Annotated in this window: 21 protein-coding genes and 1 pseudogene; 16 read left to right on the top strand and 6 right to left on the bottom strand. The window is 58.5% G+C overall.

From position 1 onward, the window contains the following. Positions 1-87 precede the first annotated feature (87 nt). The 3 genes from ABIA42_RS26120 to ABIA42_RS26110 all read left to right on the top strand — a co-directional run bounded on the left by ABIA42_RS26120 (position 88) and on the right by ABIA42_RS26110 (position 5,171). Complete coding sequence (locus tag ABIA42_RS26120) at positions 88-1,851, top strand: type I secretion system permease/ATPase (protein WP_370119750.1); 1,764 nt, start codon at positions 88-90, stop codon at positions 1,849-1,851. Next, complete coding sequence (locus ABIA42_RS26115) at positions 1,848-3,152, top strand: HlyD family type I secretion periplasmic adaptor subunit (protein ID WP_370119753.1); 1,305 nt, start codon at positions 1,848-1,850, stop codon at positions 3,150-3,152. The genes ABIA42_RS26120 and ABIA42_RS26115 overlap by 4 nt, the downstream gene beginning before the upstream one ends. A 687-nt stretch (positions 3,153-3,839) precedes the next feature. After that, the gene (locus ABIA42_RS26110; RefSeq protein WP_014492323.1) at positions 3,840-5,171 is read left to right on the top strand and encodes an integrase arm-type DNA-binding domain-containing protein; all 1,332 of its coding nucleotides are present in this window, start codon (positions 3,840-3,842) and stop codon (positions 5,169-5,171) included. Here ABIA42_RS26110 and ABIA42_RS26105 read toward each other — a convergent pair. Beyond that, on the bottom strand, positions 5,116-5,481 hold the full coding sequence (locus ABIA42_RS26105; protein ID WP_014492324.1) for a hypothetical protein: 366 nt from the start codon (positions 5,479-5,481) through the stop codon (positions 5,116-5,118). The two genes, ABIA42_RS26110 and ABIA42_RS26105, sit on opposite strands and share 56 nt — an antisense overlap. 317 nt (positions 5,482-5,798) lie before the next feature. On the opposite strand from ABIA42_RS26105, the gene ABIA42_RS26100 reads away from it, so the two are divergent. From ABIA42_RS26100 to ABIA42_RS26075, 6 genes are all read left to right on the top strand, one after another. After that, the gene (locus ABIA42_RS26100; protein ID WP_074077759.1) at positions 5,799-6,170 is read left to right on the top strand and encodes a hypothetical protein; all 372 of its coding nucleotides are present in this window, start codon (positions 5,799-5,801) and stop codon (positions 6,168-6,170) included. Beyond that, positions 6,133-6,858, top strand: a complete 726-nt coding sequence (locus ABIA42_RS26095) for an integrase (RefSeq protein ID WP_011089949.1) — start codon at positions 6,133-6,135, stop codon at positions 6,856-6,858. Before ABIA42_RS26100 ends, ABIA42_RS26095 begins: the two co-directional genes overlap by 38 nt. A 30-nt stretch (positions 6,859-6,888) precedes the next feature. Continuing rightward, positions 6,889-7,035 (top strand): hypothetical protein, encoded by a 147-nt coding sequence (locus ABIA42_RS26090; RefSeq protein WP_018641673.1) that lies wholly within the window; start codon positions 6,889-6,891, stop codon positions 7,033-7,035. 270 nt (positions 7,036-7,305) lie between these two features. After that, positions 7,306-8,277, top strand: coding sequence for an ABC-three component system protein (locus ABIA42_RS26085; protein WP_018641672.1), 972 nt, complete (start codon positions 7,306-7,308; stop codon positions 8,275-8,277). Positions 8,278-8,302: 25 nt separating this feature from the next. Continuing rightward, a complete protein-coding gene (locus ABIA42_RS26080) occupies positions 8,303-8,503 on the top strand; it encodes an ABC-three component system middle component 8 (RefSeq protein ID WP_131234200.1) in 201 nt (66 codons plus the stop codon). A 1-nt stretch (position 8,504) separates the two neighbouring features. After that, positions 8,505-10,313 carry a DUF2326 domain-containing protein gene (locus ABIA42_RS26075; protein ID WP_018641670.1) on the top strand — a complete coding sequence of 603 codons (1,809 nt, stop codon included), beginning with the start codon at positions 8,505-8,507 and terminating at the stop codon, positions 10,311-10,313. Here ABIA42_RS26075 and ABIA42_RS26070 read toward each other — a convergent pair. Both ABIA42_RS26070 and ABIA42_RS26065 read right to left on the bottom strand, forming a co-directional pair. After that, positions 10,310-11,503, bottom strand: a complete 1,194-nt coding sequence (locus ABIA42_RS26070) for a hypothetical protein (protein ID WP_028159538.1) — start codon at positions 11,501-11,503, stop codon at positions 10,310-10,312. The genes ABIA42_RS26075 and ABIA42_RS26070 overlap by 4 nt on opposite strands. A 13-nt stretch (positions 11,504-11,516) precedes the next feature. After that, complete coding sequence (locus ABIA42_RS26065; protein WP_049826435.1) at positions 11,517-13,097, bottom strand: alpha/beta hydrolase; 1,581 nt, start codon at positions 13,095-13,097, stop codon at positions 11,517-11,519. Between the two features lie 564 nt (positions 13,098-13,661). Between ABIA42_RS26065 and ABIA42_RS26060 the strand changes: the two genes are divergently transcribed. Continuing rightward, positions 13,662-14,174, top strand: coding sequence for a DUF488 family protein (locus ABIA42_RS26060; RefSeq protein ID WP_018641667.1), 513 nt, complete (start codon positions 13,662-13,664; stop codon positions 14,172-14,174). 16 nt (positions 14,175-14,190) lie between these two features. Further along, on the top strand, positions 14,191-14,919 hold the full coding sequence (locus tag ABIA42_RS26055; RefSeq protein WP_131234201.1) for a hypothetical protein: 729 nt from the start codon (positions 14,191-14,193) through the stop codon (positions 14,917-14,919). Between the two features lie 576 nt (positions 14,920-15,495). On the opposite strand, the pseudogene ABIA42_RS26050 reads toward ABIA42_RS26055, so the two are convergent. Further along, positions 15,496-16,825, bottom strand: a pseudogene (locus tag ABIA42_RS26050) (IS5 family transposase). Between the two features lie 590 nt (positions 16,826-17,415). Here ABIA42_RS26050 and ABIA42_RS26045 point away from each other — a divergent pair. The 5 genes from ABIA42_RS26045 to ABIA42_RS26025 all read left to right on the top strand — a co-directional run bounded on the left by ABIA42_RS26045 (position 17,416) and on the right by ABIA42_RS26025 (position 20,405). After that, positions 17,416-17,862: a Panacea domain-containing protein gene (locus ABIA42_RS26045; protein ID WP_035665968.1), complete on the top strand. Its 447-nt coding sequence runs from the start codon at positions 17,416-17,418 to the stop codon at positions 17,860-17,862. 672 nt (positions 17,863-18,534) lie between these two features. Next, positions 18,535-18,720 carry a hypothetical protein gene (locus ABIA42_RS26040; protein WP_018641664.1) on the top strand — a complete coding sequence of 62 codons (186 nt, stop codon included), beginning with the start codon at positions 18,535-18,537 and terminating at the stop codon, positions 18,718-18,720. A 222-nt stretch (positions 18,721-18,942) separates the two neighbouring features. Next, positions 18,943-19,386, top strand: a complete 444-nt coding sequence (ybgC, locus tag ABIA42_RS26035; protein WP_011089947.1) for a tol-pal system-associated acyl-CoA thioesterase — start codon at positions 18,943-18,945, stop codon at positions 19,384-19,386. Positions 19,387-19,430: 44 nt separating this feature from the next. Further along, the gene (locus ABIA42_RS26030; protein ID WP_370123912.1) at positions 19,431-19,844 is read left to right on the top strand and encodes a YbgC/FadM family acyl-CoA thioesterase; all 414 of its coding nucleotides are present in this window, start codon (positions 19,431-19,433) and stop codon (positions 19,842-19,844) included. Positions 19,845-19,937: 93 nt separating this feature from the next. Next, positions 19,938-20,405, top strand: coding sequence for a DUF1348 family protein (locus ABIA42_RS26025; protein WP_370119763.1), 468 nt, complete (start codon positions 19,938-19,940; stop codon positions 20,403-20,405). A 49-nt stretch (positions 20,406-20,454) separates the two neighbouring features. On the opposite strand, the gene ABIA42_RS26020 is transcribed toward ABIA42_RS26025, so the two are convergent. Both ABIA42_RS26020 and ABIA42_RS26015 read right to left on the bottom strand, forming a co-directional pair. Next, complete coding sequence (locus tag ABIA42_RS26020) at positions 20,455-21,174, bottom strand: type 1 glutamine amidotransferase (RefSeq protein WP_370119766.1); 720 nt, start codon at positions 21,172-21,174, stop codon at positions 20,455-20,457. Between the two features lie 39 nt (positions 21,175-21,213). After that, on the bottom strand, positions 21,214-22,140 hold the full coding sequence (locus ABIA42_RS26015) for a LysR family transcriptional regulator (RefSeq protein WP_135165624.1): 927 nt from the start codon (positions 22,138-22,140) through the stop codon (positions 21,214-21,216). Positions 22,141-22,274: the final 134 nt, after the last annotated feature.

Genomic DNA, 22,274 nt, shown 5'->3' with positions numbered 1-22,274 from the left:
TTAGGAGCAGTTTTCATCGCTTCTTCGGTGAAGGGCGGTCGGTTCGGGACAATCACCTCATCGTAAGCCGCGGAGTAATTGCGTGTGATGTTGGCTACGCAAGCAGGCCCTTCCACGGATGCAGGATCGGAACTGCGTGCCGCCGTTCGATCGTGCCGCACGGCCCTTGTGGGCATTGCAGCGTTCAGCGGATTGATCAATATTCTCAGCCTGACCGGCTCCCTCTACATGCTGGAGGTCTATGATCGCGTGCTGCCTGGCCGCAGCGTATCCACGCTGGCGGGCCTGACGATCATTGCGGCCTTGCTGTTCATCTTTCAGGGCACATTGGAAGTGGTTCGCGGCCGTATGCTGGTTCGCATCGGGAACCAGATCGACTGGCGCATCGGCGACCGCATCTACGATCTGGTGGTTCGCCTTCCGCTTCGGACACGCGGCGGTGGAGACGGAATGCAGCCGGTTCGCGACGTCGACACCGTTCGATCGGTGATGTCGGGCTCCGGTCTGCCTGCGCTGTTCGATCTGCCTTGGCTGCCGTTCTACCTCGCCATCTGCTTTGCCTTCCATCCGCTGATCGGCATGACAGCGCTCGGCGGTGCACTCGTGCTGGTGATGCTGACGCTGGTCACCGATCGACTGTCGCGGCAATCCGTCCGAAAGGCGTCGAGCTATGCCGCCGCACGCAATCGCCTTGCGGAAGCCAGTCGTCGCAACGCGGAAGTCTTGATCGCAATGTCGATGTCGTCCCGGTTTCTGGAGCGGTGGCGCAAGCTGGGCGATGCGCATCGCAGGCAGCAAAGGATCGCCAACGATATCTCGGGAGGTTTCGGCGTCACGGGACGGATACTGCGCATGATGCTGCAATCGGCCGTGCTCGGAGTCGGGGCCTATCTCGTCATACGACAGGAGGCATCCGGCGGGATCATCATTGCCAGTTCTATCCTGACGGGTCGCGCACTTGCGCCCGTGGACGTCACGATCGGCAACTGGAAGAACTTCATCGCAGCTGCCCAAAGCTGGCAGCGCCTGACCGGGCTCATGTCGGCGTTGCCGGCGTCAGCCGACAAGCTGCCTTTGCGGCCGCCGGAACGGCTCCTCGTCGTGGACAAGTTGTCCGTCACGGCTCCTGGATCGGAAAAGCTCCTGGTTGCAGATGTCAGCTTTCATCTGAAGGCAGGCAGCGCGCTCGGCATCGTCGGCGCCAGCGGCTCGGGAAAATCCTCGTTGGTGCGCGCCCTGGTCGGCGCATGGCGGCCATCACGCGGCGTTATCCGGCTCGACGGCGCATCGCTCGAGCAATGGTCGCCTGACGCACTGGGAAATCATATCGGATACCTGCCTCAGGACGTCGAACTGTTCGAGGGTACCATCGCCGAGAACATTGCACGGTTTGCGCCTGATGCCTCGATGGAGCAGATCCTTGCCGCTGCCAATGCCGCCGGCGTCCACCAGCTCATCGTCAGCTTGCCCGATGGGTACAACACCCAGATCGGCGAACAGGGCGCACTATTGTCGGCGGGCCAGAGACAGCGCGTGGCGCTCGCGCGGGCGCTGTATGGAGATCCCTTCCTGGTCGTGCTCGACGAACCCAATTCCAACCTGGATATCGAGGGCGAAGAGGCGCTGACTCGCGCAATTCTCGCCGTTCGGGCCCGAGGCGGTGTCGTCGTCATCGTCGCACATCGCTCCAGCGCGCTGGTTGCCGTGGACTTCGTGATGACGATGTTCCATGGCCGGCAGCAGGCCTTCGGGCCCAAGGAAGAAGTGCAGTCGCTGCTAGCGAGGCGAGAAGCCGGGCCGCCTGCCGCGCCGTTCAAGGTCGTCGTCCCTCAACCGGCCGCATCCACATGACCGCCGCGATACAGGGCGAAGATCGCAGCATGCGCCATCATCTGCTTGCCGGAATCATTCTGGCGGCAGTGTTGACCGGCGGGATCGGCGGCTGGGCCGCGACAACCGAGCTGTCGGGAGCGGTCACCGCCGCTGGATCGGTAGTCGTCGATTCCAATGTCAAGAAAGTCCAGCATCTCACCGGCGGTATCGTCGGAGAGCTGATGGTTCGCGAAGGCGACCATGTCCGTGCCGGTGAGACATTGGTGCGGCTCGACGAAACCGCCCTGCGTGCCGGCCTCGCCATCTACACGAAGGGATTGGACGAGATGCGCGCCCGCAAGGCTCGTCTTGCCAGCGAGCGAGACGGTGCCGACCATCTCGTCGTTCCGCAGGAGCTGCTCGATAACGCATCTGCGGAGTTCGCCGCCGCGCTCGGCAGCGAACGCAAGCTGTTCGAGTTGCGCGCCACCGCGCGTCGCGGCCAGAAATCCCAGCTTCGCCAGCGAATCGCGCAGCTCGAGGATGAAATCCGCGGCTATGCTGCCTTGCAGCAGGCCAAGGCGGAAGAGATCGAATTGATTCAGCGAGAGCTGACCGGAGTGCGCGGCCTCTGGGAGAAGAATCTCGTCCAGATAAACCGTCTCACCCTCCTGGAGCGCGAAGCTGCGCGTCTCAAGGGCGAGCTGGCGCAGTCGATCGCATCCACGGCCCAGGTCCGGGGCAAGGTCACCGAAATCGAGCTGCAGATCCTGCAGATCGACCAGGACCTCAGCAGCGAGGTTGCCAAGGAATTGCGCGAGATCGACGGCAAGATTGGCGAATTCGTCGAGCGCAAGGTGACGGCCGAAGATCAACTGAAGCGGGTTGACATACGCGCTCCGCAAGCCGGCGTGGTTCATCAACTCAACGTCCATACGGTCGGCGGCGTGGTAAGCCCGGCCGACCCCGTCATGCTCATCGTGCCGGAAGCCGACCTGTTGATGGTGGAAGCCAAGGTTGCTCCGGCCGACATCGACCAGCTCTACGTCGGTCAAACGGCAAGCCTGCGGTTCTCCGCCTTCAACCAGCGCACGACGCCGGAGATCGAGGGGAAGGTCAGCCGTATCTCCGCCGACGTGACGCCGGATCAACGCACCGGTCAGAATTTCTACACCGTCCGTGTCTCGATATTGCCCGAGGAGCTGGCGCGACTCGGCAACGTCAAGCTCGTGCCCGGCATGCCGGCGGAAGTCTTTGCCAAGACCTACGATCGCAGCATCCTGTCGTATTTCACCAAGCCCCTCCTGGACCAGGTTGCCCGGGCCTTCCGCGAGCGTTGATGCAGAGCGATGCAATTGGCCCGCTAAAGCATGATCCGGAAAAGTGCGCAGCGGTTTTCCGAACAGATCATGCTTAAACAACAAACTAAAGCGCGATGACGATTCATCCTAATCGCATCGCGCCTTAGCTCCGAATATGGCGAGTGACCCGTTCAGGTACGATTGACCGCCCGGTGACCCTCTCTCCTGATCATGCCATCCTGCTCCTGTTTTGCCCGACAAGTCAAATTCGAATTCGGAAAATTCGTAACCCATTGATCCGACTGATGCCGTCTACTGTGCATGGGGTTGTTTTGCGATTTTTGATGCAACGCTCTCGGCAAGCCGCCAGCTGAGCCCGTCAACTGTCCGGGATAGTTCGATACTGCAGGGGGCAGGAAGATGAATGGTGGGCGCACAAGGGATCGAACCTTGGACCTCTCCCGTGTGAACCACAATCCGTAGACCCGAGCTAACCAAATCCGGCCATAGTTGAGGTGTAAAAACTCCTTAAATTAATGAGAGTTATGGCCTACTGCGGCTATAAGAGCCCATACCTGACCTTACTACATTTTGTATGCCCCCGTTGTGCCCGCCGCGGATATTCCCTTGGGGCACACAAACGGGGGAGGTCTGAGACCCGGTTCTGTTCGAGGCTCACCGCCCTTCTTGCGGGGCACACTGGGGCACAGAGAGAGGGAAGGAATCATGACGGAGCCGGCCAACCAGCTGACACTCACCGATGCGGTGATCCGCAACGCAACGCTGCCGCCGGGTAAGGCGCAGCATTATCTCCACGACGACAAGCTGCCCGGCCTCGCCTTGCGCATGCGCGCCACCGGCGGCCGGACCTGGGTCTACCTCTTCACCAAGCCGGGGGTGAGGGGGACCCAGCGCAAGACCCTCGGCGCGTGGCCCAAATATAATGAGAAGGCCGCCCGCAAGGCCGCCACCATCGCCGCAGGCGAAGTCGTCAAGGGCTTGGACCCGAACGACGCGAAGCGCGAGGCGAGGCGGCAACAGGCAGCCGAGAAGCAGCGCACCACGCTCGCGACCCTCATTGTTGAAGATGGTCCTTACCAGACGTCTATGACCGAACGTCAAGTCGTCAACTGGAAGCCAGCAATGTCGGCGCTGCGGCGCGGGCTCAAGGATCACGCCGAGAGCGGCGTGGGGGACCTGACGCGACGGCAGATCATGGCTGCGGTCGATAAGATTGCCAAGACCGGCAAGCGTGGTGCAGCCAAGGACTTGCGCAAGCACGTGCATACTTTGCTCGAATGGTGCGTCGGTGAGGGCTATGTCGAGCACAACGTGCTCGCCGGCTATCGCGCGCCCAAGGAAACCCGCGCGCAAAGGGTCGGACGCCGAACGAAGGGCCGCGCGCTGACCGATGAGGAAATCATCAAAGTCTGGGATGCATCCGGCAAGCTCGGGGCTTTTGGTCTCCTGGCTCGCATGTGCCTGCTCGGTGGCCCGCGCCGCAGCGAGCCTACCATGATCGAGTGGCGAAAGCACATCATGGATGACCGTATCACCTTCGATGCGGCGTGGACCAAGATGGGCCTGCACCACGACGTGCCGCGCACCCACCTCGCAAACGAGGTGCTCGCGGCCGCCAAACACTTCCAGCGCGCAACGTCCGACTATGTCTTCCCGTCACCAAAGACCGGCGGCCAGATGTCCGGGTTCACCAAGATGGTCAACCGCCTGGTCAAGGAAGCGGGTGTTGCCAAGTTTACCATGCATGACCTAAGGCGCAGCTTACGAACCGTCATGTCTCGCTGCGGCTACGACAACGAAATCCAGCGGCTGTGTGTCGGGCAAAGGCCAAGCGGAATCGATCAGGTCTACAATCACGACGAACAGTGGATCATCCGCAAAATGGCGTTCGAAGCGGCTCACGACTACATTGCGGAGTTGGTCGGCGCGAAACGGGTCGGCAAAATCGTGCGCCTGCAGCGGACGAATCCGCTTGACCCGATCAAGGCCGAGCTCCTCGGCCGTCTCCGTGAGCATTATGCGGCTGAGGCATCTTAGTGGTCTTATCGCACTTGGCCAGATAGTCGCGTACCGCATCGACACGATAGAGGGGGCGGCCATCGACGTAGCGCCATTTCAGCGGGTGGCTCGGATTGCGCCGCCACTGCTCCAACGCGCCGGGCGTACGCCGGATGACCGCGGCCGCCTCAAATGCCGTCAAATTAGAGCTGCCCGGCAGCGTATCGATATCGAACGTCGCGGGCGGCGGCATGCCACGGTTCTTGCGACGGCGATTCGCCCGCGGTATTTTGCTGGAACCTGCCGACCCAAATGCCTCGATCCCAATCTTTTCGTCTTTGCCGCGCATGCCTCCGCCCCGAACCATGATCGGTCTGGGCAATAAGATCGTAGGCTGCTCCGGCAAGAAAGAAACCAAGTGCGCAGGTATGGTTGCTGGGTAGCTGTGGCGTACAAATAGGACGAACCGGTTCCAGCCCGGCAGACCTTCGGCCTCATAACCTGAAGGTCATAGGTTCAAATCTATCCCCGCAACCAAATTTCTGATGTAATACAACGGGTTGGCGAAAGCCTAACCCTTTAATTTTTCGTAAATGGCCTAGCACGCGCCTAGCACAAAATTCGACTTTTTGGTTGCCTGCGCTAAAATGCACGTGGAGGTGCATGATGGCCAGGCACGAGCTTCTAGGTGGTCTGATTCAGGTATACCGGCGAAACGGCCGGTATTGGCACTGTTCGGCCTCCATCGACGGCCGCCAACACCGCAGCACGACCGGAGAGGAAGATCTCTCCCTCGCCAAGCAGTTTGCGGAGGACTCGTTTATCGGTCTTCGTGGGAAGGCGCGGGCGGGGCTGTTGGTGAATGAGAAGACCTTTCGCCAAGCCGCTGACCAATTCCTGAAAGAGTATGAGGTGATCACCGAGGGCCAGCGCAGCGAGCGCTGGGTCCAGGGTTACGAGATCAGGCTTCGCCTGCACCTGTTGCCGTTCTTCAGGCAAGGTGCAGGAATATCGCCTGCACCGGATCGCAACGTCTAAGACCGGCAAGGCGCCCGCGCGCAGCACTATCCACGACGAGGTCGTGACGTTGCGGCAGGTGTTGAAGACTGCCATTCGCCATGAATGGCTCGCGCACCTGCCGGACTTCTCTCCTCCTTATAAGACTTCGGGGAAGGTGGTGCATCGGCCGTGGTTCAGCCCCGAGGAATACAAGCAGCTCTACGAAACCACGCGGGCGCACGCGAAGGCCAGCCAGATCCACCACCGTTGGAGTGCCGAGCAATTGCATGATTACGTCCTGTTCTTGGCCAACACCGGCTTGCGGCCGGATGAGGCCAAGAACCTCCAGCATCGCGACGTGACCATTGTTGAGGACGAACGTAGCGGCGAGCGCATCCTGGAAATCGAGGTGCGCGGCAAGCGGGGCGTCGGCTACTGCAAGAGCATGCCGAGCGCGGTGCGACCCTATGAGCGGCTGCTAGGCCGCGCGAAATACGTGAAGCAGGGCAGAGCGCGGGTGCGGGCGAAGCTGCCGCCCTCTAACGAGCCGCCGCAGTTGCCCAAGCCGACCGACCACGTGTTTCCGGGCAATCACATCAAGATGTTCAATGCCCTGCTTGATAGGAGCGAGTTGAAGCTGGATCGGGATGGCAATCGGCGGACCGCATACAGCCTGCGGCATACCTACATCTGCATGCGCCTGATGGAAGGGGCGGACAGCTACTAGATAGCGAAGAACTGCCGAACCTCAGTGGAGATGATCGAGAAGTTCTATGCGGCGCACATCAAGAACAGGCTCGATGCTTCCGCCATCAATGTGCGTCAGGCCAAGCCCGCTCCTCGCAGGCAGTTGAGTGAGGTCTACCAAGCGCCGGTTGATCCTGAGGCGCAGGATTTTGTCTGAACCTAAATCAACATAAAGAAGCGCCGAAACCGCTGGTGGAGGCTCTAAATTCTTACTGGGCCGAAGGGCCCGATCTTTCTTACGAACCCGTTTAGCGGTTCGCCTTTGGCGCGCAGGCGCTCTCCCCTTGATCTTGAAGGCGATATTACGTCAGTATTGCAACCACTGCGTTATCCACATTGATTCCCTACTGGTACGCGTGGGCAGCACTGGAGCCCAAATTCGCGTCACGTTGCTGGTCACTCAATTCTATTTGGAACAAGGTTATATATGCGCCGCGATTACCGCCTTTACGAACTTAGCGAGAGCGAATTTGAAGAGCTTGTCGTCAAGATCTGCGTGAAGTGGCTCGGGGAAGGCGTCACACCGTTCGCGCCAGGCCGCGACGGAGGTCGTGACGGAAAATTCAATGGCAAGGCTGAGTGCTTTCCCAGTACCACGCAGCCTTTGGAGGGGGATGTCGTACTCCAGGCGAAGCACGTCGCCGTATTCGACAAGTCGTGCTCGGATAAGGACTTTGAGCGGCTCCTGAAAAAGGAGCATGCCAAAATCAAACGGCTGGGGAAGAAAGGATTGTGTGACCACTACATGGTCTTCACCAACCGCCGCTATACCGGCGGCGCCGACGAGAAGCTGATAGCTGGTCTTATGGCGCTTGGCGTGAAGAGTGCTCATATCATCGGGATCGAACGCTTGAATACTGCGCTGGATGATATGCAGCAACTCCGAGAGTGGCTGCCGAACAGGAAGGACACAATCCCATTCCGGTTTGAGCCTGACGACCTCATTGAGGTTATCGGTGCCGTTCACGACTATGCTGATGGCTCGGTGATGAGCGCCTTCAACAGCGCGCGCGACTTTGAGAAGCTCAAGCTGCGAGAAGAGAAAAACAAGATCAACGGACTTTCAGATGACTACTATAACCAGGTCATCGTGAATAACTCATTCCCGCACTTTTCGCGGATAGACCATTTCTTGAGCAATCCACGGAATACGGAGATTGCCGCTCTCTATCACGATAGCGCTGACGAGCTGAAGCAAAAGATTTTGGCCGCGCGCCCGCAGTTTGAAACCTTTGATAGCGTCTTTGCTTTTCTAATTGAGGAGATTCAAAAGAAACGTGTCGCTTTGAAGGGCAAGCGGCGTATGATCAGCGTGATGCTTCACTACATGTATGCCAACTGCGACATCGGATCGAAAAAACTTCCAACAACACCGATGACCGACAATGCTCACGCCTAGAAAACACCTCAACTTGGATGTCTCCGTGCTGCGAATCGCGGCCATCATGCTCCGTGAGCTTAAGAAGCGCGGCGTGATGGAGTTCGAGCGTCTGCGGGGCATTGTCATCAGGCGCGTCGGCGGGGATGGAGAAATCACATTTTTGCCTGCACTAAGCTTCCTATACCTGATGGGCAAGATTGAATATCACGCAAAAAACGACGTCATAGAGTACAGGGCGAACTGACATGCAGATCAGTCGCATTTACTCCAATAAGGATGACCTCTTTCATCCGATAGATTTCAATTTCGGCAAGCATGCTGATCGTCTCAATGTCATTTTTGGCGATGTTAAGAAGCCTAAGGACAAGAAGCGCGACTCCCACAACCTCGGCAAGACCACCCTTCTTCATCTTATCGAATTTCTAATGCTCAAGGGCACCGCTCCGGAGCAGTTTCTGGTCAAGCATCAAGACCGCTTTGCTGGCTATCAGTTTTTTATCGAGGTAGCCCTAAACTCAGGTGAGTTTGCTACCATTCGACGGGGTGCGGACAACCCCAACAAAGTTGCTCTGACAAAGCACGCCGAGAGCGGCAGGCGGTTGGTTGACCTGCCTGACGACCAATGGGATCACGCCGAGCTGAGTCGCGAGGAGGCCGTCAAGCTGCTGGACGGCTGGCTCGACTTGAAGGTCCTAAAGCCATACGACTACCGAATGGCCATCACGTATTTCTTGAGGGCCCAAGGTGATTTCAGCGATGAGCTTCAGTTACAGAAGTTCCAAATGGGTAAGGACGCACACTGGAAGCCGTTCGTTGCTCACCTCTTCGGCTTTAGTGAATCGCCGGTGCAGCGCAAGTACGAGCTTGACGACTCCATCGGCGCGCTGAAGCAGCGCCAGGCTGAACAGGCGGCAGAAGTCCAGTACCGGGAAGAGGACCTTCCAAAGCTCCAGGCGCAAATCTCTGTCTTGCGGCAGCAGGTGGAAGAACTTGAGGCTCAGCTTGACGCCTTTGAGTTCGACGCTGAAGAGCGCCGTATCATGAAAAACCTCGTCGATGAGGTTGAGGGTGAAATCTCAGATATCAACGAGCGCCTCTACAACATCAACTACGATGTTAGGCAGATTGATGTGGCGATGGAGCATAAGGACCGGTTCGATCTGGACGAGGTCGCAACCATATTCTCCGAATCCAATATTTTGTTCGCCGGTCAGGTGAAGAAGCAATACGAAGACCTGGTGGACTTCAATAAGAAGGTCACTCGCGAACGAAACGCCGCCTTGAGAACCCGCAGGACAACGCTCGACAAGGAGCGGGTGGAGCTAGAGTCTCGCAAGACCAGCTTGGATCAACGGCGCGAGCAGCAACTTCGAGTTCTGCGCAGCACAGACACGTTTGATAAGTTCAAAACCTTGCAGCGCGAACTCTCCGAGCAGAAAGCGCAACTTGTCTATCTCGATGAGCAACGCAAGAAGCTTGAAGTGGTGGCGGCCACCGCGCTGCAGGTGCGTGAGAGCGAGCGGGAGCGGGGCAGAGTAGTCGATGAAATCAAGGCGATGGTTGCTAGGCCGACGCCGATCTATGAAAACTTCAGCCGCGTCTTCAACGCTTACTGTCAGCGAGTGCTTAGTCACGAGGGCATTTTCTACTTCCATGTAAACTCAAACGGTAATTTCGATTACACCATCGGTCTCGGGACCCCAGGGCAAACCGGGAAGACGTCCAGCCAGGGAGAGGGGACCAGCTACAAAAAGCTGGTTTGCGCACTTTTCGACTTGGCGCTGCTAAAGGTTTATGAGGACGTTGGTTTCTTCCACTTCGTGTACCATGACGGTATCTTTGAAGCTCTTGATGATCGAAAAAAACTCGCACTGTTGGAGGTCGTACGCGAGCAAACTAGTACGATGAAGATCCAGTATATAATGACGCTGATCGCTTCGGACCTCCCGCGTATTGATGAGAAATCCCCACCGACGTTCGCAGAGGACGAGGTCGTGCTCCGCTTACACGACGATGGGGCCGATGGGCGCTTGTTCAAGATGGCCGAGTTCTAGTAATCTCCCGCTATAGAGCTAAGCTCCGTGTCCGGTGGATATTGGTACCAGTAGGGTATGGGAGCTGATCGACCATCCCCCATCTCTTGTTCAAGACTTTCTTTAGTTAGCGGAACAAGTCTTTCACTCACATGGAGATCATAGTTTCCGCTCCATATGGTGCATGGAATGGCGCCCCTTATATCTCCCGCGTCGAAGACAAACTGCGAAGCCATTTCTCCTTCTCCGATATAAACCATGCGCATCAACATTGGAGCCCGGAATTCAATCCTGGCCTGCTGAAGCTCAGGACTCTCCTCTGGTAACAAGGAGGCTTCCAGCTTCGTCAGGGGATCTCTGTCATCAGCGCGAAGCGGCCTGTCATCTTGAAGGCCGAAGTCTGGTGTTGACGGCTTCTCTGGCTCCTTGACCCCGACAGTCAGATCGTCGATCGGTCTGCCTTTCTTGAACACAAGATAATTTCTGCAGGCTTGAAGAAAGCCGGATCGCCGCGGCCAGGGAACGCGAATCTTTTCGAGATCGACGTTCCATTTGATTGCGTCCGCAACGGTATCGATTGATAGGAACTCATGGGGCTCTTTCAGGAGGATCTCAACGGCAAGGTGAGGCGGAAGCCGAGGACCAAGAACACGCAGCATTTCTCGAACTGCTTTTCTGCCTTCGGCAAACGTTCCCGGTCGCCGCCGTTGGGGATGCGGAGAATGAAAAAAGACAAATCCTCCAGGCTGCAGAATTCGGTGGTTGGTCACGTCCGAATATGGAACGCGGCTCTCGCCTGCCAGGAAGATAAACGCGCATGCGGACACACAGGAGCTTCCCTTCTTGACCACCGTCGCTATCCCATCCTCTCTAACAGCCGCGGCGATCTTTAAGGCCGCAGAGAGTTCGCCTCCGTTCTTGCTGTCCAATTCGAGCCGAATCTGCAAATAGCTGGGACCTGATATCTCGTAAATAAGATCCGGATTGTCTTTCTCGAACAGGGCTTTTTTTGCCGCTGCCAGTTTTTTCAGGAAGATGTCTCCATCTTCCGTCTCGATAAAGCCGGTCAAAGAGATGGTGATCGCGCCCACTGCGTCGGGCGCTCGATCCGGAAATGTGACGTCTATTGTCGCGGCTCTGACCACCGCGGACGTGATCAGCAGACTACCAACAACGAAGCCACGAAGCAGATTCCACGAGAATATGCGCATGGCCGCTTTCCCACTACGGAGCGAACTCCCAGTATTTGGGCGGCGGCGGGTTGGCCGGTACCGGTATGATCTGCCGAAGCCGCTTGTTTGGTGGCCGTACACCATCGAGCAGCAATCCCATGTCATCGATCAATGACCTGTTGGTGGCGAACGTGTCATGGTTCAGTCCAAACAACTCGTCGCCCATTCTGGTGACGTCGATTGAATCAATTCCCGGCAACGTTAGCGGCTTACCATACACATATCCCGCTCGCGGCACGTTTCTTGCCGCCTTCATAGATGCCAGAAGTGTCTTGTCTGAAGCCGATGCATACAACGTCACACCAGTGAGCAGCCCCTGAACGCCTGGAACGAACCGCATAAACTGGTCCTTATCGACGTCCGGCGCGGCCAGAATCCATTCACCGAACTTCTTACTGTCCTGAGAGGACGCTTGGCCTCGAAGCGCATTCAGCACAAGATAGTTGCCCATACTGTGGGCCACAATATTTACCCGCCTTATCCCAAGCTCATCACGAAGCAATCGGAGAAGCTCTAGAAAGCTATCGCTGTCAGTCAGGGCGCTATCTCGATCGTAGAGATAAGACCGCGCCAAATCGAGCGGGTTTCTCGCGTTACCCCAAGAAGGCCACGAGTACAAAACAGGCAAGCCCTTGTACTGGAGATCCCAGAAGACCTGAGCGGCTCTATATACGGCATCGTCAAAAGTGTTGTTGAAGCCGTGTACAAACACGAGCGCTTCGGTAGTGCGCGCCGCCTTAGCCGTATCAGACCACGTAGGCTTTCCGATAACGCCTTGCCTAGAAATTACAAAGTGCTTTCCAGGATCGAGTTTCTCTTCATAAGTTCCGATGAGTGCCTCGCGGATTTTCGGGACCCGTACGTTCCCCATCTTGTGGTCGTCCGGAATCCTAACACGAAGACCGCCGAATGTGATGGTTGTGCCTCGCTTTTCGCTAAACGACTTCTGCTCACGTGCTCTCGTCGTCGCAAACAAAAAGTCGATCGTGCGCGGATCAGGATCTGGGCCTGTCGCTAACGCGGCACCTGCACTAACCATTGGCTCTTCCCGCAGATTACTCCCAAATGCGAGATTTGGTCGGTTACTTTCGAAGATTCGAAAGTCGATTCGGAAAGCGAAGGCGTCTATCAGGCCGACCTCCGTATTGTAGCCGATGAGATAATAGCTCCGTTGGCCTCCAGCGGCGACAACTGCGCCCGGATCACCGCGCAGCAGGTCATGAGTCAGCTCTACTTCAAAAAAGTACCTTGGTTTCACGTACCCGCTGGCAATGACTGAGGCTTTTCGGGGCAAGGACAAGTCTTGGACTTGTTCGGAAAGCTTGTCGCCATTCACCGACAGATGCTCGAATATCTTTGACTCAAGAACCGGCCTGAAAGCAGTTAAGTCATTGGATCCAAAGGCCAAGAAGATATCCGTTGCAACCTGCACAGGATCTGCTGCACCCAAGTCGGGACTTTGACTTCCTTGGGTCGCAAGGGCCAGAGGCGCGGGCGCCTGCGGCCATGCCGGTGAACACACGAGGTAAAAAAAACTCAATACGGCTAAAACCGGAATACGGCACTTGATCATGATGGCCTCGAAGCGATTTTTGAGAGACCCGGAATTCCCGGACGATCAATGCGAGTGAGGCCAATTTTGCTCTATGGGAGACCGGTTGTATATCTCTCTATAAACAATCTTTTTCCTGGCTATATCTCTCCCAAGCGTTTTCTGCGATTGCGAGATGTTCCTTGCGGACGGCACTCGGCCCCGCATCCCGCCTTCGGCGCCGCTATACTGTTGCTCCTCTCCAGCAGCTCGAGGGTGAGCACGTCCGCCCCGGTACTCCCCACGTCATTGTAGCCACCTGCCCCATACCAGGGAGCGAACAGCCACCGACCGCGGAAACCGTCCAGGGTTGGTTGAGGGACGGCCTCGCGCATGTCGCATTTAGAGGGCACGCGGTGCTCTACGATGGCGGGAGGCGCCACCCTCTCACTGTCGAAGAATGGCAGGAGCAGCACTGCCGAGCCGCCGAAGGGCCGTCCCTGCATTGATGTCGACCAGCATGGCATCTATGGGCATGCGGCAATCATCCTCACGGGTTGTCAACCTTTGGCGAACATGGTGGAAGCACTGTAGGAGAGCACGCACATGACGACACTTTTCACCGTTGGATACGAAGGTTGCAAGCCATCCGACCTGTTCGCGAGCCTTCAGAAAAATGGCGTCAAGCTGCTGATCGACGTCCGAGACGTGCCGATTTCGCGCAAACCGGGCTTCTCGAAAACTGCCCTTGCGCAGGGATTGGATAAAGCCGGTATCCAATATCTGCACCTTAAGGGGCTTGGCGATCCGAAGCCCGGGCGGACGGCCGCCCGGGAGGGCCGGTTTTCTGATTTCCGCCGAATATTCGCGGCACACATGATGACTACTGCGGCGCAGCAAGCTTTAACTGATGCTCTCTCGGCCGCCTCGAAATCCGTTGCATGTTTGCTTTGCTTTGAACAGGATCACACCAATTGCCACCGCTGCATCGTCGCTGATTCGATGGTGAGGCGCGGTAAGTTTAAGCTTGTTCATTTGAGCGCAGCACCGTTAGCCGGTCACAAAGTGCCGAGGGGCCGAATTTCCTCCGATGACAGGACACCCGCCCACATGGGGTAGCACCGAGGCAATAGTGATGGTGAAGGCGGCGCCGCAGGTCGGCCGACGTCATGGTGAAACGGTCTGCTGTGCTGGGATCGATCTATACGGCAATTGGCTCAGATTGTATCCGGTGTCCTTTCGAACGCTCGAGCAGTCGAAAAAATTTGGCCGCTGGGATCGAATAAGGTTCAACTGGCGACTGCCTAACGATGATAGGCGGGTCGAGAGCCGCCGAGTGGATCAGCAGTCAATCGAGATTGTCGGCAAGCTGAAGAAATCGGAGCGAGCGGCGTTTCTTGCAAAGGCCGTCGTGACAAGCTTGGCGCGGGAACGCGAGGCCGGCAGAAGCTTTGCGCTTCTCAGGCCCGAGATCATTGCATTCAAGATCGAAAAAAAGGATGCAGCAGAAGTCAAAGTGGAAAAAGAGCTATTCGATTCAATCCGCGCGCAAGATGACCTTTTCGCGAAGCAAGTGACCAACAACTACAATCCCTGTCCGTATAATTTCAAATATCGCTACCGAACTGACGACGGTATTCGCGAAGGTACGTGTCAGGATTGGGAAATCGAGGCCACGTATCATAATTGGTCGCGCGACTATGGTGATCAGCGAGCGCTTTCCGACATGGAGCGAGTGTTCGGGAAAGAGTATCCGGAGAAAGGAATGCTCTTGGCGATGGGTACCCACTCACTCCATCAAGACACATGGCTCATCAACGGAGTGGTGCGCCAAGACGATATTGACCAAGGTTCAATGTTTTAACTCACTCTTGGATTCGACATCGGCCTGACCTCATGGTTGTATGGCCAATGGCACCTTCGGCACACGCACGCCACGCTACTGAGGGGGCAACCCTTCTAGCGTTTATTGCATTCCGCGTAGTAGCCACCGTTGTCTTGGATCCACAGCATGCCTCCATTCGAACCGGTAGCCTTGTTGGCCACATACTGATCGCGACAAGTCAGCATTCGAGCTTGTCCGGGTTCCTCCGACGAGTAGCTGGGCGAAACGTCCTTTGGGAAGACGACCGGTGAGCGGAACGTTTGTGGGCTGACCGGGGGTGCGGCCGGCGGCTTGCTCTCGACAGGGGTTACCGGTTGACCCCATGCCGAAAAGGCGGATGCAAAGACGTCCGCGCCTGACGGTCCCTTCTCGATCGCTAAAATGGCACGGCGCTGCGTCTTGTATTGGAGCGGCATGTCGAACCAAGAGCGGTCGTTCAGCAGCTGTAGTTCCGGGAGCGGTCGGCATCGACGTTTGACAGTCCGACGAGGAAAAAGCCGTCGGTGACTTTGACAGCTAATCCGTCGTTCGTGAAGAACGTCCCTGAGCACCGTTTTACGCAAGGTGTGGTTGCGATAGGTGGCGACAGAGTATCCATAACAGGCCGCATAAAAGTTCGGTGAGCCAGCGGCGGAGCAGGCTGAAGTTGTAGCCGGCGGCGGCGAGCACGGCGTTGGTGCGGTCGCCGTCGCGACCCTTGAGATGGTTACGGCGCATTCGGTGGTCGTCCTTGAGATGGCCGATCACAGGCTCGACGGCGGCGCGACGCCGCATCTCGCGGCGGATGGCTTTGGTGACACGGCGAACCTGGCCGCTGATCCAGACCTTGAATCGGTCAGGATAGTTGTGGCCGCGGTAGCCCTTGTCGCCGTGGATGCGGCGCGCTGCAACACCAGTGAGCTTTTCGAGGTCGGCGATGACGGGACCGAGCGTGTGGCCGTCATAGGGATTGCCGTGCAGGGCCTTGGCATGCAGTACGAACTGCCCGCCTTTGGGCGCGGTGGCAGGCGTGGCAATCGAGACTTTGCAGCCAAATTCGTAAGGTGCCCGGGCCTTGCCTTTGCCGATGCACTCCACCTCGGGGGCGTGCAACGAGTAGACCTTGGGACCGCGCTGACGCTGCTCTTGATGGCGAACCCGGTGGGCGAGATCGAGCAGCGGACCAAAGCGATCCTCAAGCGCAGGGTCGCCCTCGATCTTGCGTCTGATGTCACGGATGATGCGGCCAAGCCGGGTGCGCAGGAATTTGAGCTCTCGCCGGGCACGCTTGAACTGGTGGGCATGCGTGTAGCGTCCCACCATGATGGCGGCGCGCCTGGCCACGCGCAGATAGCTTTGGCGCAGTTCGACGCTCTCGCGTTTGGCCAAACCGACCAGCTTCTCGATCGCCCGGTGCATGAGCCGCGCATCGCTCGGATGCGCGATCGACTTCTCCTGTACGGTGGTATCCACAACGAGCCGCTCGAGATCTTTGGTCTCGATTGCCCCAGTTCGATGCGCCACCGAGAGGCTTTCTTGCAACAGCGCGGCGATCTGCTCCTCACCCAGCCGCTGGCGCCAGCGGGTCAGCGACGAGCGATCGAATGGCAAGTCGTGCCGGAACACCACCTCGCCGCAGAAATACTGAAAATACGGGTTCTCGACCCCCGCACAGCGCCTCGTCAGAGAGATTGTGCATGTGCTTGAGGATGAATAGTCCGGCTACCAATCGTGTCGGCAACGGTGGCTGCCCCGGACCGAGGCGACAGACCGAACTGAAGCGTCCCGCCAGGAAGTCCCAATCGATCTCCGCCGCCAGACGCACCAACGGATGGCGAAGGTTGATGATCTTCTCCAGAGATGGACGAAACAGATCGTCCTGACGATCGTCGCGCGGATGGCTCATGGGTTCTCCCCAACAGCGAATCTCGCCGTCAAAGGAATCACGAAGCCGCCCAATCCGGAATCCAAAAACGCAAGAAAACCAGGACCTACCCACGGCTTTCTTGCAAAATCGAATACTTGCTCGCGTCAAATCACTGCGACAGATCAATCGCTTCCGAATTCTTCACGGGCGACTAATCCGGCCAGCGGGGTCGCAGTCAGCGTCTTTAAGAACCCAAGAAGCCATAGGAACGTTGACTTGTCGAATCCGAAAGGGCGGCCGAGATGTTGATAATCGCCAGCCACCTCCTGCGGATCGTGAGCAGCCGGCGAGGTCAGTCGGATTTCTAGCGATGCCCTCTCCCCGGCAATGCCTGAGAAGCCTACGCGCGGAATTGGCGTCAGAGCTAGTTTCGCTCAAATAGGCCAGAAAATGAAACATCTACCAAAAGGTTAACGCGCCCCGGCGCCGGCCCCCCGACTTGAGGCGGCCGCGAATCAGTCTTTGCGTTGCCGTGCCGCAGCTCCAATTGAACGTCTTGACAAAGCACGACTTTAGATTCCGTGACCGCCGAGTCGCGATATGATATGGTCTTCGTCATAGAGGCCAAGATGAACATTCAGGATGCTTGCGACTACATCATTGTGAGGCTTACGGAGGACGGCGGATTTCTGAACGTCCTGAAGTTGCACAAATTGCTTTACTACTGCCAGGCTTGGAGCCTGGCCTTTGGTCGTGGTCCGCTGTTTCCTCAAAACAGTTTTCAGGCCTGGGTTCATGGGCCCCTAAGCCGCGCCGTCTATGACCGGTTCGTTCAGACGAAGGCGATGTATTCGTCGGTCGGGCTTCCTGATGTCCGGCAAGGTTTTGATCCGATGGGCCTGACTGAGGCTGACCGCGCCTTTATCAACTCCGTGCTCGAGGTCTACGCCCCGCTTTCCGGCGACCAACTCGAGGAAATGACACACCGAGAAGAGCCGTGGATCGAGGCCCGTGCTGGAGTCTCGGCGTCATCAGCGACTTGGGTGAGCTCCTTGAAGCAACGATCGATAGCCTGACATAGAGTCGGAGTTACCCGGCCCGCAGGCCAGTGATCCGATACGTCCAGGAGCGCTTCGCCGCGGAGACAGGGGGGAGATTTTCAAAGCGTATCGCATACGAGCTGAAGGAACGTAACTGCTTGGGCGGGACTGAAACTGATGCCGAGGCGTCCTTCTGACCGACAACGCGACAAGTGGCTTCCCGACAGTCCGTGAGGATTACTTGGAAAAAGATGGTGGCCAAGGCGTCGTTGGTCGTTCGCTACAGTCCCGCTCAGGATAAGGTCTCCCATCCCGTAGCTGGCCGGCCCGAGCTTTACTTCGCTCAACGTGAGATCGGCCTCCTTGATCGCCGTAGCGGCAAAGTACTCTTGAGCTTGTGCGAGCGAGCTCGGCGCGGACCTCCTTGCCGGATTTCCAGCCTATGTTGTAACGCTTGGTCGTGGATCGAGCAGCTTCAAGAACAGCGATTGCGGCATCTGTGAAGCCGCCGCTGGTCCAGAGCTCGAAATGAACTTGAGACGAGTTGAGGCGCTCTTCTGCTTTTGTCGCCTTGTAGACCCTTCTGGACCAAGATCGGCGCGCGGCCTGGCAACAGGACGGCAAGGGCTTCAACATCCAGTTGAGCTGCCTGCCATTGAACGGCCGCCTCGTGGTTCGCGAACCCAAGGCCGACGCGGAGGCGGGGCAATGAGCCCAGCCGCCACGCGGGGCTACGACGTCGGCTTCAAAAGCTGGATGACATACGAAACCCTCGTGCTCGCCAGCAGCGAGCACGAGGCCATCGCCAAGGGCAAGGCCATTTACGGCCTCGCCGGCCTCGGCGATTTTTCGTTCAGCGATTGCGGCGAAGGACTGGCTCGCCTAGGTTCATGAGCCGGAGGCGCATTCATGAACGTCGTCCTCAAGCCGGGTACGCGTTGACGATAGATCTCCGACATATTCATCCGAAGTCGATGGCAGCAGCGCGACGCCTGCCGCATTCAGGCGGTTGCCTCAGCTTCCGGCAGCAGGAGCCAAGCTCAAGACGATTGCTCAGAAAACCGCCTCTGTGCAAGACCATGGGTCCCTGTACGCGCAATAAGAGGAAACCGCGCTGTGACACTCTCTCTTGACGGCGAAATTCGAGACGGACGGCATTACATGCAGGTCCGCGTCTATTTCGAAGATACCGATTCCGGCCAGATTGTTTATCACGCGAATTTTTTGCGTTTCATGGAACGTGGCAGAACGAATTACTTGCGCCTGCTCGGCACCAATCAGCAAGCGCTGCTCGAGGAAACGCGGAACGATGCGCCGGGCTTCGCCTTCGTTGTCCGTTCGATGACAATCGATTTTCTAAAACCGGCAGTCTTGGACGACCTGCTTGACATTGTCACGGTCCCGCAAGAGGTGAGAGGCGCGTCGATTGCCTTGCTGCAGGAGTGCAGGCGCGGGGGTGATCTCTTGGTCTCGGCGCGTGTACGGGTCGCGTTTATCTCAGGCGGAAAAGCGCAGCGCATCCCAAAGGCTCTGAGGCTTGCTATGGAAGAGCACAGATAAATCTGCCTTTCGTTCACGCTTTAACGCTCCAGCGACCCAATGAAATCAATGCGTTGGCCTTTTGTTGCGATATCGTCAAGTCAGAGTTCTCGGGGATCGTCTATCACGCCAACTATCTGCGCTACATGGAACGTGGACGCACCAATCATCTCAGGCTGATGGGCGCCGAGCAGCAGGCGCTGTTCGAGCAGGTCGAGACGGAGGGCGCAGGCTTTGCCTTCGTCGTCCGCTCGATGCATCTGGATTTTCTCAGGCCCGCGCGAATGGACGACGTGCTCGACGTCGTGACCTGGCCGGTCGCGGTGAAGGGGGCGTCCATCATGCTGGCGCAGGAGGTGCGGCGCGGCCACGATGTGCTGGTGAAGGCCGAGGTCCGCGTTGCCTTCATCAGCGGCGGTCGCGCCCAGCCGATTCCGAAGTCGATACGCACGCTGATGAAGGCTGATCTGATTTCGTGATCGCCCGATAAGTGATCGCCTGATTTGTGGTGGCCTATCGACTCCGCCAATCGGGGCGATAAATTCACGGCCCGATCAACCGATGAGGCCATCATGTCGCGCCCGCCGCTTCCACCCTTCACAAGAGAGACCGCCGCGCAGAAGGCGCGCATGGCCGAGGACGCCTGGAATTCACGCGATCCGGTGCGTGTGTCGCTCGCCTATACCGAGGACAGCCGCTGGCGCAATCGTTCCGAGGTGTTTCAGGGCCGCGAGGCCATCGTCGCGTTCCTCACCCGCAAATGGGAGAAGGAGCAGGACTACCGGCTGATCAAGGACCTCTGGGCCTTCGACGGCAACCGCATCGCGGTGCGCTTCCAGTACGAATGGCACGATGCCGGCGGCCAGTGGTATCGCTCCTACGGCAACGAGCAGTGGGAGTTCGACGAGCACGGCCTGATGAAGCGGCGTGAGGCTTCCATCAACGACATCGCGATCGCGGAGAAGGATCGCCGGTTTCACTGGCCGGCGCCGGGGCCAAGGCCGGCCGATGTGGCGGGGCTGGGCAGCGAGCCGTTCTGAGTGACTCTCGCCCCTCATGGTGAGGAGCCGCCCGCCTTTGGCGGGCTCCTCAGGATGAGGGGATGGATTTGCGCGCCAGGAACTGCGTGATCGCGCCGCCGAGCTTCGCGCTGTCCAGCGGCTCGGCCAGCGACGCTCTTGCTGTGGCGACGACATCCTCCGGCGCCTTGCCGTCGCGTAGATCGCAACACACCTGTGCAAACTCCACATCGAATTCCGGATGCGACTGCACGGTCAGCGTCGTGCCGTTGGCGTAGAGCAGGCCGGCATGCGGGGTGAAGTCGGACGAGAGGATCGTCAGCGCGTCGCTCGGGGCCTCGATCACCTGGTCCTGGTGCGAGCAGGGAATGGCGATTGTTTCGCCGTCGATCACGCCGTTCTCCGGCAGCACCTGATAAACGTGCCGGCCGATGCCCCAGCCCTTCTCCGATTTTCGAACGACGCCGCCGAGCGCCTGCGCGATCAACTGATGGCCGAAGCAGACGCCGACCATCGGTGTCTGGTTGACGTAAGCTTTGCGCACGAAATCCTCCAGCGGCGCCATCCAGGCCAGCTCGTCATAGACGCCGGCGGCCGCGCCGGTGATCAGGATGGCCTCGACCTTGCGTGGGTCGGGGAGCGCATCGCCATTCGGGATGCTGATCACGTCGACCGTGGCTGTGGGGTCCGCGGCGCGGATCATGCGCGCGAACATGTCGGGAAACGAGCCGTGGCGTTCGCGATGCTCTCGAGGAACGAGCCCAGTCTCGATGATCGTGATGCGTGCCATGTGCGCCTCGGGTAGAAGGTTGCGCGTGTGATCGCAAGCTCAGTCGCTTTCTGCCCCATGTTGCTGGTGCGGCGCTGTGCGCTCGAGCAGCGCGCTCTCCTTGCGGACCTCGTTGAGAAAGGCCTTTGCCAGACGCGACAGCGGCTCGGCTTCCGACCACAGCATATAGGCGACCGCCTGCGTCGTCGGTGTGAACGGACGAACGACGAGGCCGCTGCCGCCGTTCTGCCGCGGTGAGAACGGATCGACCACCGCAGCGCCGACGCCGGCGGCCGCGAGCACACAGGCCGTGTTGCAGTAGCGCACCTCGACAGTCGGACGGAACGGCGCACCGGCGCGGGCAAAGCTGTCGCGCACGGCTTCGCCAAGCCGCGTGCCGCGCTCGAGCCCGATGAAGGGCAGGCCGGAAAGATCGGACGCGGATATCACCGGCCTGTCGGCGAGCGGATGCTGCGGCGGCACCACGCACACCATCTCGCCGGTATGCACCACCTCATGCGCGATGCCGGGATGATGCGTCAGCCCGAGGGCGAAGCCGAGCTCAGCGACGCGGCTGAGCACGCCTTCGATGATGCCCTCGTAGCGGCGCACGTCGAAGAACACGCGCGTCTCCGGGCGACGGCGCAGGAAGCCTGACAGCGCGGAAGGGATGATGCTGTAGGCGAGCGGCGGTGTCGCCACGATGGCGAGATGTCCGGAGCGGTTCTCGCGCAGATCGCGCACGCGGTTCTCGAGCTTTGCGTGCAAGGCGAAGATCGCTTCGCTCTCCTTGTAGAGCGCCATTGCTTCGGCGGTCGGAAACAGCCGGTTGTTGACGCGCTCGAACAGCGCGAAGCCGGCCTGCGCCTCCATCGTCTTCAGCGCGTTGCTCACCGCGGGCTGCGACAGCGCCAGTTCGTCCGCCGCCGCAACCGTGGTGCGGTGGCGGATGACGGCGCGCAGAATCTCGAGCTGACGCAGGTTCATATCACTGCCGATTATACTCAGGGCCAAAACATCATAGCAGAGCGAATTGATTTTGTAGCCCCGCTCGCCCGTAATGGCGGCGGATCTGCGCGTCGTATCAAAGGGTTCATTCGCCCATTGAGGCAGCACTGCGC

It is taken from the genome of Bradyrhizobium sp. USDA 327, assembly GCF_041262065.1.
GTDB classification, from domain to species: domain Bacteria; phylum Pseudomonadota; class Alphaproteobacteria; order Rhizobiales; family Xanthobacteraceae; genus Bradyrhizobium; species Bradyrhizobium liaoningense.
Note: the sequence above shows the minus strand (reverse complement) of the source record. Positions and strands in the feature narration are given on the sequence as shown.